This is a genomic window from Streptomyces sp. AHA2 (assembly GCF_036857595.1).
Taxonomy (GTDB): Bacteria; Actinomycetota; Actinomycetes; order Streptomycetales; family Streptomycetaceae; genus Streptomyces.
Genome location: NZ_JAUQWJ010000006.1, coordinates 180,906 through 193,056, shown reverse-complemented (window position 1 = coordinate 193,056; position 12,151 = coordinate 180,906). Strand labels below are relative to the sequence as shown.

9 protein-coding genes are annotated in these 12,151 nt (G+C 73.2%); 4 read left to right on the top strand and 5 right to left on the bottom strand.

All coding sequences use genetic code 11. The features are described 5' to 3' along the window. Positions 1 to 4: 4 nt before the first annotated feature. The 3 genes from Q5694_RS15275 to Q5694_RS15265 are packed head-to-tail and all read right to left on the bottom strand — an operon-like array spanning position 5 to position 4,499. Positions 5 to 955: a hydroxymethylglutaryl-CoA lyase gene (locus Q5694_RS15275; protein WP_333933485.1), complete on the bottom strand. Its 951-nt coding sequence runs from the start codon at positions 953 to 955 to the stop codon at positions 5 to 7. Further along, positions 952 to 2,868, bottom strand: a complete 1,917-nt coding sequence (locus Q5694_RS15270; RefSeq protein ID WP_333933484.1) for an acetyl/propionyl/methylcrotonyl-CoA carboxylase subunit alpha — start codon at positions 2,866 to 2,868, stop codon at positions 952 to 954. The genes Q5694_RS15275 and Q5694_RS15270 overlap by 4 nt, the downstream gene beginning before the upstream one ends. Positions 2,869 to 2,882: 14 nt before the next feature. Further along, positions 2,883 to 4,499: a carboxyl transferase domain-containing protein gene (locus Q5694_RS15265; protein WP_333933483.1), complete on the bottom strand. Its 1,617-nt coding sequence runs from the start codon at positions 4,497 to 4,499 to the stop codon at positions 2,883 to 2,885. Between the two features lie 86 nt (positions 4,500 to 4,585). Here Q5694_RS15265 and Q5694_RS15260 point away from each other — a divergent pair, with 86 nt between their 5' ends. The 3 genes from Q5694_RS15260 to Q5694_RS15250 all read left to right on the top strand — a co-directional run bounded on the left by Q5694_RS15260 (position 4,586) and on the right by Q5694_RS15250 (position 7,958). Continuing rightward, a complete protein-coding gene (locus Q5694_RS15260) occupies positions 4,586 to 5,179 on the top strand; it encodes an SACE_7040 family transcriptional regulator (protein WP_333933482.1) in 594 nt (197 codons plus the stop codon). Positions 5,180 to 5,880: 701 nt separating this feature from the next. Then, the gene (locus Q5694_RS15255) at positions 5,881 to 7,038 is read left to right on the top strand and encodes an acyl-CoA dehydrogenase family protein (protein WP_333933481.1); all 1,158 of its coding nucleotides are present in this window, start codon (positions 5,881 to 5,883) and stop codon (positions 7,036 to 7,038) included. A 35-nt stretch (positions 7,039 to 7,073) separates the two neighbouring features. Then, on the top strand, positions 7,074 to 7,958 hold the full coding sequence (locus Q5694_RS15250; RefSeq protein WP_333933480.1) for an acyl-CoA thioesterase: 885 nt from the start codon (positions 7,074 to 7,076) through the stop codon (positions 7,956 to 7,958). 226 nt (positions 7,959 to 8,184) lie between these two features. Here Q5694_RS15250 and Q5694_RS15245 read toward each other — a convergent pair whose 3' ends face one another. Together Q5694_RS15245 and Q5694_RS15240 are read right to left on the bottom strand one after the other, a co-directional pair. Beyond that, positions 8,185 to 8,973, bottom strand: a complete 789-nt coding sequence (locus tag Q5694_RS15245; RefSeq protein ID WP_333933479.1) for a phosphatase — start codon at positions 8,971 to 8,973, stop codon at positions 8,185 to 8,187. Positions 8,974 to 9,078: 105 nt separating this feature from the next. Continuing rightward, the gene (locus tag Q5694_RS15240; RefSeq protein WP_333933478.1) at positions 9,079 to 10,554 is read right to left on the bottom strand and encodes a PucR family transcriptional regulator; all 1,476 of its coding nucleotides are present in this window, start codon (positions 10,552 to 10,554) and stop codon (positions 9,079 to 9,081) included. 130 nt (positions 10,555 to 10,684) lie between these two features. On the opposite strand from Q5694_RS15240, the gene Q5694_RS15235 reads away from it, so the two are divergent. After that, positions 10,685 to 12,151 carry a sodium:solute symporter gene (locus tag Q5694_RS15235; protein WP_333933477.1) on the top strand — a complete coding sequence of 489 codons (1,467 nt, stop codon included), beginning with the start codon at positions 10,685 to 10,687 and terminating at the stop codon, positions 12,149 to 12,151.

Genomic DNA, 12,151 nt, shown 5'->3' with positions numbered 1-12,151 from the left:
GTGATCACTGCTCCTCGGTGCCCTCGTGGGACAGAGCTCGGACGGTGCGGGAGGGGCTCGGTCGGCCCAGTCGGGCGGCCATCCACGTGCTCGTGGCGACGAGGCGGCCGAGGTCGATTCCGGTGTCGATGCCGAGGCCCTTCAGCATCCACACGAGGTCTTCGGTGGCGAGGTTGCCCGTCGCCGACTTCGCGTACGGGCAGCCGCCCAGGCCGCCCGCCGAGGCGTCGACCGTCGTGACGCCCTGCTGGAGCGCCGCGAGCGTGTTGGCGAGGGCCTGGCCGTAGGTGTCGTGGAAGTGCACGCCGAGGGCGGACGGCGGCACCCCGGCCTCGTCCAGGGCGGCGAGGAGCGCGACGACATGACCGGGGGTGGCGACGCCGATGGTGTCGCCCAGGCTCAGTTCGTCGCAGCCCATGTCCAGCAGGGCGCGGCAGACCTTCACCACCTGCGGGACGGGGACCTCGCCCTCCCACGGGTCGCCGAAGCACATGGAGAGGTAGCCGCGGACGTGCACGTCCTCGGACTTCGCCCGGCTCACCACCGGCTCGAACATCGCCAGGGCCTCGTCCACCGTGCGGTTGAGGTTGGCCTTGGCGAAGGACTCCGTGGCGCTGGCGAAGACGGCGACCCGCCGGGCGCCCAGGGTCAGGGCGCGGTCCAGGCCGCGTTCGTTCGGCACCAGGACCGGGAGCTCCACCGGGAGATCGGCGACCATCGGGAACAGCGCCTCGGCGTCCGCCAGTTGGGGGACCCACTTGGGGTGGACGAAGCTCGTCGCCTCGACGGTGGTCAGGCCGGCGTCGGCCAGGCGGCGGATGAACTCCGCCTTGACCTCCGTGGGGACCGTGCCCTTCTCGTTCTGCAGGCCGTCGCGCGCGCCCACCTCGTGGATGCGTACCCGGGTGGGCAGGTCCCGGGCCGGCACGGCCATCGGGAGTCCCGGTGCCGTCATTCCGCCGCCTCCTCGTGGGGTGCGATGACCGCCAGGACCTGGTCCATGGCGACCGTGGTGCCCGGCGAGACGTCCAGTTCGGCGACCGTGCCGGCGTGCGGGGCGGAGATGACGTGCTCCATCTTCATCGCCTCCACCACCAGCAGGCTCTGGCCGGCGCTCACCTCGTCCCCGACGGCCACCTTCACCACTGTCACCGTGCCGGGCATCGGCGCGGTCAGCGAGTCGGCGCCCCCGTGGGCCGCCCGGGTGAGGGACGCGGCCACCGGGTCGTGGTCGCGGACGTGCCAGGCGTCACCGTCCCGGCCGAGCCAGTCCGCGGCGCGGTGGAAGGTGTGCCGGACGCCGTCCAGGGTCACCGCGACCCGGTCGTCGCTGACGGCCGCCGTGCCGCGTGGGGTGTACTCCAGGGGCTCCTGCACCTTCACGTGGAAGGCGGGCGGCTTGCGGGCCCCGCCCATGCGCCAGCCGCTGGGGACGGAGAAGGGGTCCGTCCAGCCGCCCGGCTCGGGCTTCAGAGCCTCCAGGCGCACGGCCGCCGCCGCCTCGTACACCTCCTCGGGCACCTCCGTGGGGACCAGGTGCTCCACCTCGCGCTCGACCAGGCCCGTGTCCATGTCACCGGACACCACCGCCGGGTGGGCCAGCAGGCGGCGCAGGAAACCGGCGTTGGTCTGCACGCCGAGCGTGACCGTCTCGGCCAGGGCCGCGCGCAGCCTGCGCAGGGCCGTCGCCCGGTCGGGGCCGTAGGCGATGACCTTGGAGAGCATCGGGTCGTAGAGACTGCCGACCTCCGTGCCCTCCGTCAGGCCCGAATCGGTGCGCACCCCGTCGCCCTGCGGCTCGCGCAGCCTGAGCACCGTGCCACCGGAGGGCAGGAAGCCGCGGGCCGGGTCCTCGGCGCAGATGCGGGCCTCCACCGCGTGACCGGTCAGCCGTACGTCCTGCTGGGTGAAGCCGAGGGGCTCGCCGGCCGCGACCCGCAGTTGCCACTCGACCAGGTCCAGGCCCGTGACCAGTTCGGTGACCGGGTGCTCCACCTGCAGGCGGGTGTTCATCTCCATGAAGTAGTACGACGACGGGTCGGTGCCCGGAACGATGAACTCCACCGTGCCCGCGCCCCGGTAGCCGCAGGAGCGGGCCGCCTGGACCGCCGCCTCGCCCATCGCGGCACGCGTCTCCTCGTCGAGCAGGACGCTCGGCGCCTCCTCGATGATCTTCTGGTGGCGGCGCTGCAGGGAGCACTCGCGCTCACCGAGGTGGACCACGTCGCCGTGACCGTCGGCGAGGACCTGGATCTCGATGTGGCGGGGCCGGTCGATCCAGCGCTCCACCAGGAGCGTGTCGTCCCCGAAGGAGGCCCGCGCCTCGCGGCGGGCCGAGGCGATCTCGTCCTCCAGGCGGGTCAGGTCCCGCACCAGGCGCATGCCCTTGCCGCCGCCGCCCGCGCTGGGCTTCAGCAGCACCGGCGCGCCCAGCTCGCGGGCCGCCTCGGCCAGCTCCGGGTCCCGGCCGCCCGGGACGACCGGCACGCCGGCCTCGCGGACCGTCTCCTTGGCGCGGATCTTGTCGCCCATCAGCGCGATCGCGTCCGCCGGGGGTCCGATGAAGACCAGGCCCGCCTCGGTGCAGGCCCGCGCGAAGCCGGCGTTCTCCGCCAGGAAGCCGTAACCCGGGTGGACCGCCTGGGCGCCGGTACGGGCGGCCGCCTCCAGCAGGCGCTCCACCGACAGGTAGCTCTCGGAGGCGGGGGCCGGGCCGATCCGCACCGCCGTGTCCGCCTCGCGGACGTGCCGGGCGTCGGCGTCCGCGTCGGAGAAGACGGCCACCGAGCGCACGCCCATCGACCGCAGCGTCCGGATGACGCGTACGGCGATCTCGCCACGGTTGGCCACCAGCACTGTCTCGAACATCGTCGTCCGTCCCCTCACATCCGGAAGACGCCGAACTGGGGGTCACCCAGGGGCGCGTTGGCGCAGGCGGTCAGGGCCAGGCCCAGGACCTGACGGGTGTCCAGCGGGTCGATCACACCGTCGTCCCACAGGCGGGCCGTCGCGTAGTAGGCGCTGCCCTGGCGCTCGTACTGGGCGCGGATCGGGGCCTTGAAGGCGTCCTCCTCCTCCGCCGGCCAGGACTCGCCGCGGGCCTCCAGCTGGTCGCGCTTGACCGTGGCGAGGACCGAGGCGGCCTGCTCGCCGCCCATGACCGAGATCTTGGCGTTCGGCCACATCCACAGGAAGCGGGGGGAGTACGCCCGGCCGCACATCGAGTAGTTGCCCGCGCCGTACGAGCCGCCGACCACGACCGTGAGCTTCGGTACGCGCGTGCACGCCACGGCCGTGACCATCTTGGCGCCGTGCTTGGCGATGCCGCCCGCCTCGTAGTCCTTGCCGACCATGAAGCCCGAGATGTTCTGCAGGAACACCAGCGGGATGCCGCGCTGGTCGCACAGCTCGATGAAGTGGGCGCCCTTCTGGGCGGACTCGGCGAACAGGATGCCGTTGTTGGCGACGATGCCCACGGGGTGGCCGTGGATCCGGGCGAAGCCGGTGACCAGCGTCTGGCCGAACTCGGACTTGAACTCGGCGAACCGGGAGCCGTCGACGACCCGGGCGATGATCTCGCGCACGTCGTACGGGGTGCGCGGGTCGACCGGGACCGCCCCGTAGAGGCCGTGCGGGTCGATCTTGGGCTCGACGGGCTCGGTGACCTCCCAGGGGAGGGGGCCCCGGGCCGGGAGGGTGGAGACGATCGTGCGGACGATGCGCAGCGCGTGCGCGTCGTTCTCCGCGAGGTGGTCCGTGACGCCCGAGACGCGGGAGTGCACCTCGCCGCCGCCGAGTTCCTCCGCCGTGACCACCTCGCCCGTGGCCGCCTTCACCAGGGGTGGGCCGCCGAGGAAGATCGTGCCCTGGTTGCGCACGATCACGGCCTCGTCGCTCATCGCCGGGACGTAGGCCCCGCCGGCCGTGCACGAGCCGAGGACGGCGGCGATCTGGGGGATGCCGGCGCCGGACATGCGGGCCTGGTTGTAGAAGATCCGGCCGAAGTGGTCCCGGTCCGGGAAGACCTCGTCCTGCATGGGCAGGAAGGCGCCGCCGGAGTCCACCAGGTAGACGCAGGGCAGCCGGTTGTCGAGGGCGACCTCCTGGGCGCGCAGGTGCTTCTTCACCGTCATCGGGTAGTACGTGCCGCCCTTGACCGTGGCGTCGTTGGCGACGATCACGGTCTCGCGGCCGCTGACCCGGCCGATGCCGGCGATGACACCGGCGGCCGGGGCCTGGTCCTCGTACAGCCCGTCGGCCGCGAGCGGGGCCAGTTCCAGAAACGGTGATCCCGGGTCCAGGAGGGTGTCCACCCGGTCGCGGGGGAGCAGCTTGCCGCGCGCCGTGTGGCGGGCGCGAGCCTTCTCGCCGCCGCCCTGTGCGGCCCTGGCGAGCTTGGCGCGCAGCTCCTCCACGAGGGTGCGGTGCGCCTCCTCGTTGGCCCGAAAGGCCTCCGACGCGGGGTCGGCCGCGCTCGTGAGCTCCGGTGCCTCGTGCATCCTGCGGGTCCCCTCACGTGTTAATGAGCGTTAACGCATTTCCTTCAGGTTAACGAGCGCTAACCTCGCTGTCTAGAATCGATTTCATGGCCACCAGAACCGACGCCCCCACCCGACGCGAGCAGATCCTCAAGGAGGCCGCGCGGCTGTTCGCCGAGCGAGGCTTCCACGGGGTCGGGGTCGACGAGATAGGCGCCGCGGTCGGCATCAGCGGGCCCGGGCTGTACCGGCACTTCCCGGGCAAGGACGCGATGCTCGCGGAGCTGCTGGTGGGGATCAGCGGGCAGTTGCTGACCGGGGCGAAGCGGAGGGTGGCGGAGGCGGACGGGGGTGGGGCGGAGGGACTGCTGGACTCGCTGATCGAGGGGCACATCGACTTCGCGCTCGACGACCGGCCTCTGATCACCCTGCACGACCGGGAGCTGGATCGCCTCCGGGACAGCGACCGGAAGATGGTCCGGCAGCTGCAGCGGCAGTACGTGGAGCTGTGGGTCGGGGTCGTGCGGGAGGTGTACCCGGGGCTGGGGGAGCCGGCGGCACGGTCGGCCGTGCACTCGGTGTTCGGGCTGCTGAACTCGACGCCGCATCTGGGCAGGGGCGGGGTGCTGCCCGGGCGGGGGGCGACGGCGGAGTTGTTGCACAGGATGGCCCGGGGGGCGTTCGCGGCGGCGGGTGACTAGGGCTTCCGCCCGGGCCGCCCGGACCCCGTGGCTACGCCCACCCGCCCGTAGCCCTCGGACAAGAAGACCCGACCCACCTCGCGGCTCCGCCCCGCACCCCGGCGGGGGATCCGCCCCCTGCACCCGAGGGCTTGCCCGCCCGGAGGTGTCGGCCGACAGGCCGAGTCGTCCGTCCCGGGGCTCCACGCCGTGCCCGGCGGGGTTCCGCCCCCTGCCCCTCCCCGAGGGCTTGCTTGCCCGCCCGGAGGTGTCGGGCAAGAGGCCCGGACCGCCCCGGGGCTCCGTCGCGGACCCTCGGGTGCTCGCTCACCGCCCGCCCGGAGCAGCTGGCCGAGATGCCCAAGTCGTCCCCGCGGCTTCGCCCCGGGTCTCGGCGGTGGCTTCGCCCCGGGTCTCGGCGGGGGTTCCGTCCCGCGTCTCGGCGGTGGCTTCGTCCCGCGTCCCGGCGGTGGCGTCGCCCCGCGTCCCGGCGGGGGTTCCGCCCCCGCGTCCCGGCGGTGGCTTCGCCCCTGCAGGCTGCGTCTCCGGCTGGGCTGCGCCCCTCGGCCCCCGGCAATCCCTCGGCCCCCGGCAATCCTTCAGCCCCTCAACTTCCGCCCCGGCGTGACGAGCGTTACCCCCTTCCCACCCTGGACGCGTCCGGATACTCGTCGGTATCTTTGACTGAGCAAGCGCTTAGACATAGTCGTGGAGGTGGCGGCGTGCGCCGTACGGTGTTCAACGAGGATCACGAGGCGTTCCGGGAGACCCTTCGCGCCTTCATCGAGGCCGAGGTCGTGCCCGTCTACGACGAGTGGTTCGCGGCGGGCCAGGCGCCCCGCGACTTCTACTACAAGCTCGGTGAGCTGGGCGTCTTCGGCATCAACGTGCCGGAGGAGTTCGGCGGCGCCGGTCTCGACTCGCACAAGTTCGAGGCCGTGCTGTACGAGGAGACCGCCCGCGCCGGTGTCCAGTTCGGCGGTTCCGGCGTGCACGTGCTGCTCGCCCTGCCGTACATCAAGATGCTGGCGACGGACGAGCAGAAGAAGCGGTACCTGCCGAAGTTCGTCACCGGCGAGGAGATGTGGGCCATCGCGATGACGGAGCCGGGCACCGGTTCCGACCTCGCGGGCATGAAGTCCACCGCCAAGCTGAGCGAGGACGGCACGCACTACGTCCTCAACGGCGCCAAGACCTTCATCACCGGCGGCGTGCACGCCGACCGCGTGATCGTGTGCGCCCGCACCTCCGCGCCCACGGCCGAGGACCGCCGCCACGGCATCTCCCTGTTCGCCGTGGACACCAAGTCCGAGGGCTACTCCGTCGGCCGCAAGCTCGACAAGCTCGGCCTGAAGACCTCCGACACCGCCGAGCTGGCGTTCGTCGACGTCAAGGTGCCGGTCGAGGACCTCCTCGGCGAGGAGAACAAGGGCTTCTACTACCTCGGCCACAACCTGGCCTCCGAGCGCTGGGGCATCGCCTTCGGCGCCTACGCCCAGGCCAAGGCCGCGGTCCGGTTCGCCAAGCAGTACGTGCAGGAGCGCACGGTCTTCGGCAAGCCCGTCGCGCACTTCCAGAACACCAAGTTCGAACTGGCCGCCTGCCAGGCCGAGGTGGACGCCGCCGAGGCCGTCGCCGACCGCGCGACCGAGGCGCTGGACGCCGGTGAGCTGACCCCCGCCGAGGCCGCCTCCGCGAAGCTGTTCTGCACCGAGGTCGCCCACCGCGTCATCGACCGCTGCCTGCAGCTGCACGGCGGCTACGGCTACATGAACGAGTACCCGATCGCCCGCCTGTACGCGGACAACCGCGTCAACCGCATCTACGGCGGCACCAGCGAGATCATGAAGACGATCATCGCCAAGGACATGGGCCTGTAAGGCCCCGGCAACCGCGGGCCGATACCACCGACTTCATGAGCCAGGCACTTCAGGATCTCCTCGATCTGCTCGACCTCGAGCAGATCGAGGAGAACATCTTCCGCGGCCGGTCCCGGTCCGCCGTGGTCCCCCGGGTCTTCGGCGGCCAGGTCGCGGCCCAGGCGCTCGTCGCCGCCGGGCGGACGGTCCCGGCGGACCGGCCGCCCCACTCGCTGCACGCGTACTTCCTGCGCATGGGCGACCCGGGCGCGCCCATCGTCTACGACGTCGAGCGCATCCGCGACGGCCGGTCGTTCACCACCCGCCGGGTCGTCGCGGTCCAGCACGGCCGGCCGATCTTCTCGCTGTCCGCGTCCTTCCAGGAGCACGAGGAGGGCATGGACCACCAGGCGCCCATGCCGCCCGCCCCGGACCCGGCGTCGCTGCCCACCTCGCAGGAGCGGTTCCGCGGCTACGACCACCTCGATCCCGGGGTCGTCGCGCACTTCCTGGCCGCACGCGAGGCCATCGACCTGCGCTACGTCGAGGAACCGCCCTACGGCCGGTTCGGGGAGCCGCGCGAGCCGCACTCCCAGGTGTGGTTCCGCACCAACGGCAAGCTCGACGGGCCCGTCGACAACGCCCTGCTGCACATCGTGCTCGCCACCTACGTCTCCGACATGACCCTGCTCGACTCGGTCCTGCTCGCGCACGGCCGCGGCGGCTGGGCGGTCGGCGACGTCGTCGGGGCCTCCCTCGACCACGCCATGTGGTTCCACCGGCCGTTCCGCGCCGACGAATGGCTGCTGTACGACCAGGAGTCGCCCTCGGCCTCCGGCGGGCGCGGCCTCGGCCAGGCCCGCATCTACACGCAGGACGGCCGGCTCGCCGTGTCGGTCATCCAGGAGGGCGTCGTGCGGGTCCCCCGTGCCCGGGACTGACCTCGGCCGGGCCGCCCGCGCCGAGATTGGACGGGCCCCCGCGCCGGGTCGGCGAGGGGTCCGGCGGCAGGTCGGCCAAGGGCCCGGCCCGGCAGGTCCGGGTCACGCGGTCGCAGGTGCGGCCCCCGTTCCCCGCCCGCCGAGTGGCCGCTCCGGGGCGTAGGGCCTGTCTGACGATTCCCTCCTGCCTCGCGACGCCATGCACGCACTCTCGCCGCACCAGGCCCTAGCCCAGACCCGCCTCCGAGAGGAGGTAGGCCGTCATCGGGTCGTAGTGGCGGGGGCTCACCACGTGGTCGTCCAGGGGGACCGTCACCTGCACGGTGCCCTCGGCCTCCGCCAGGAACAGCGCCGGGTCGTTGCAGTCGGCGTAGCCGACGGAGTCGACGCCGTGCTGACCGGCGTAGCCCGCCCAGCCGTGGTCGGCGACGACCAGGTCGGGCAGCGGGCGGCCCTCGCGCTCCAGGGCCGTCAGGATCGCCTTCATCGGTTCGCCCGAGTGGGTGTGCCACAGGGTCGCGCCGTGCTCCAGGACCGCCACGTCCGCGAACTGCATGACGTAGCCCTCCTCCGTCGTCAGCCCGTCGGGGATGACGACGATCTCGCAGCCTGCCGCGCGCAGCGCCGCCGCGGTCGCGCGGTGGACGTCGAGCAGGCCGCCCGGGTGGCCGGTGGCGAACAGGACGCGCTGGCCGCCGTCGGCCGCCTTGCGCAGGCGGGCGGCGAGCCGTTCCAGGCCCGAGACCGTCAGCTCGGGGTCGATCGTGTCCTGGCCGTAGCGGTGCCCGGGGTCGTCGTTCACGCCGACGCGCTCCGCCATCACCGCTAGGACGTCCTGCTCGTCGGTCCAGCGGTCGCCGAGCTCCAGGCCGAGCCAGTAGTGGCGGTCGCCGTTCGCCAGCTTGCGGTAGTGGGAGAGGTTGTTCTCGCGCGGGGTGGCGACGTCGCCGGCGATGCGCGTCCGTACGAGGTGGTCGACGAGTTCGGCGCGGCTGGGGGTCCCGGTTATCGGCATGGCTCCCATTGTGGGGCAGCCCCAGGTGGGCGTCCCTGGCGTATCGCGCGCTGGGACGTGCGTCACGTACTCAGGGCGGGCGCGGTCCGGGACGGGGGCGGGTACTCAGAGCCGCCGCAGCGCGAACCACAGCTCCATGCGGACGTCCGGGTCGTCGAGGTCGGTCTCCAGCAGGCTCGCGCAGCGGGCGACGCGCTGGCGGACGGTGTTGCGGTGCACGGACAGGGCCACGGCCGTGCGGTCCCAGCTGCCGTGCAGGGACAGCCAGGTGCGCAGGGTCTCGGTGAGCGCGGGGTGGGCCGTGACCGGGGCGAGGAGCGCGCGGGCGTGGGCCGCCGCCTCACCGGGCGGGACCAGGTCGGCCAGGGTGGGGCGCGGGGCGTGCCGGAGCAGTGGGACGCGGGTGGCCCGGGCCCGGGCCAGGGCGCGGGCCGCCTGGGTGTCGGCGGCGGCCCAGTCGGCCGGGGCGACCGGAGCGCTGACGCCCAGGGTCCAGCCGGGCAGCGGGGCCGGGACGCGTCCGGCCGGCACCAGGACGCGCACGGCGTCGCCCGCCGGGTCGACCAGGGCGGAGCCGAGCGCGGCGCCCAGCGCGGAGGCGGCGACGGGTCCCGGGGGGCCGTCCCCGTCCGGCCGGGCGTGCACGACGACCCACTCCCCGTCGCCGAGCAGCGGGGCGACCTCCTCGGGCGGCGCGCCCAGCAGCAGCCGCACCAGCGCGGCGGACCGGGCGGCGCCGGTGCCGCCGTGCTGTTCGCCGGTGAGGAGGGACAGCAGGACCGCGGCGACGGAGGCGATGGTGTGGTCGCCCGGGTCGCGGGCCGGGGCCGCCACCCCGAGGACGAAGCCGTGCCCGGCGCCGAGCGCGTACGCGGCGAGGTGGAGGGCGGCGGTGGTGTCGGCGGCGGAGGCGGGCCCGGGGCGTCCGGCCGCCTCACCGGGCGGACGCACCACGCCCGCCAGGGCCGCCAGGGCGTCGCGCACCTCGGCGGCGGGTTCCCGGCCGGCCGCCGCGAGCCGCGCGCCGTCCGGTCCGTAGAGCACGGCCCATCCGGCCAGCCGCCGGGCGAGCTGCCGCAGGACCGAGGGGACCGGATCGGGGCGGGAGGCGGCGGAGGCGAGGCGCTGCTGGGCGTCGGCGACCCGGCGCAGTTCCGCCAGGCGCGCCCGGGCCATCAGCTGCCACACCGCGCGGGCCACACCCGAGAAGGTGGTGCGCGGCGGCACCTCCAGCAACGGCAGGCGGTGCCGAGCGCAGGCCGCGGCCAGCGCGTCCGGCACGGTGTCGTGCACCGGTGCCACGCCGAAGCCCAGCGCCGCGCCGCCCGCGGCCACGATCCGGGACACGTACCCGTCGAAGTAGCCCGGTCCGGCGCCCTGCGGGATGTGCACACCGGCCGAGAGCAGCAGCTCCCCGCCGAGCAGGTACGGGAACGGGTCGGCCATCTCCGAGGTGTGCACCCAGTGGACCACCCGGTCGGGGTCGTCCGGGCCGGCGACCTGCCGCAGGCCCAGGTCCTCGCGGGCCAGCAGCGCGGACAGCCGGACCGGCGGGGTGGGCGGGACGGCCGGTTCCGGCATGGTGTGCGTTCCCTCCACGCCGAACGGTTCGAATGGATGAAACGTACACTTCGCAGTCGCTTTCCGGCCACCTAGGGTCGGTGCTCGTCAACCTCGTCCCCACGACCGAGCGTGTGCGAAGGAGGCCCCCATGGCCGTCGACTACCTCGTGATCGTCGTCTACCTGGCCGGCATGCTGGCCATGGGCTGGTGGGGCATGCGCCGCGCCCGCTCCAAGAGCGAGTTCCTCGTGGCCGGCCGCCGCCTGGGCCCGGCCATGTACTCCGGCACCATGGCGGCGATCGTCCTCGGCGGCGCCTCCACCATCGGCGGTGTGGGGCTCGGCTACCAGTACGGCCTGTCCGGTGCCTGGATGGTGTTCACCATCGGCCTGGGCCTGCTCGCCCTGTCCGTCTTCTTCTCTGCCCGCATCGCCCGGCTGAAGGTCTACACGGTCTCCGAGATGCTCGACCTGCGCTACGGCGGCGGCCGCGCCGGGGTCATCTCCGGTCTGGTGATGTGGGCGTACACGCTGATGCTCGCGGTGACCTCGACCATCGCCTACGCCACGATCTTCGACGTCCTGTTCGACGTCGACCGCACGCTGGCGATCGTCCTGGGCGGTTCGATCGTCGTGGCGTACTCCACCCTCGGCGGCATGTGGTCGATCACGCTCACCGACATGGTGCAGTTCGTGGTGAAGACGATCGGCGTGCTGCTCCTGCTGCTGCCCATCGCCGTCGTGAAGGCCGGCGGTTTCGGCGAGATGAGGGCGCAGCTGCCCACCGGGTACTTCGACCCGCTGGGCATCGGCGGCGAGACGATCTTCACCTACGTGCTGATCTACACGTTCGGCATGCTCATCGGGCAGGACATCTGGCAGCGCGTCTTCACCGCCCGCAGTGACCGCACCGCCAAGTGGGGCGGCACCGTCGCGGGCACCTACTGCCTCGCCTACGCCCTCGCCGGTGCCGTCATCGGCACGGCCGCCAAGGTGCTGTACCCGAAGCTCGCCAGCCCCGACGACGCCTTCGCCACCATCGTGAAGGACGAACTGCCCGTCGGTGTGCGCGGGCTGGTGCTCGCCGCCGCGCTCGCGGCGGTGATGTCGACCTCCTCCGGCGCGCTGATCGCCTGCGCCACCGTCGCCAACAACGACATCTGGTCGCGGCTGCGGGGCCTCGGCAGGAGCGCGCCGGCCGGCGACCACGACGAGGTGAAGGGCAACCGGACCTTCATCCTGCTCATGGGCCTGGCCGTGATCGGCACGGCCGTCGCCATCGACAACGTCGTGGAGGCCCTGACCGTCGCCTACAACCTGCTCGTCGGCGGTCTCCTCGTGCCGATCCTCGGCGGCCTGGTGTGGAGGCGCGGCACGGTGTACGGCGCCCTCGCCTCCGTCGTGGCCGGCGGGGCCGCGGTCGTCGTGCTGATGGCCACCCACGGCATCCTCGCCAACGAGCCGGTCTACTACGGCCTGCTGGCCTCGCTCGCGGCCTACGTGATCGTCTCCCTGGCGACCCCGGCCACCGACGCGGCCGTCCTCGCGGCCTGGCGCGAACGCCTCGCCGGGCGTTCACCCGAACTCGCGTCCGAACCGGTCCCGGCTCCCCAGTAG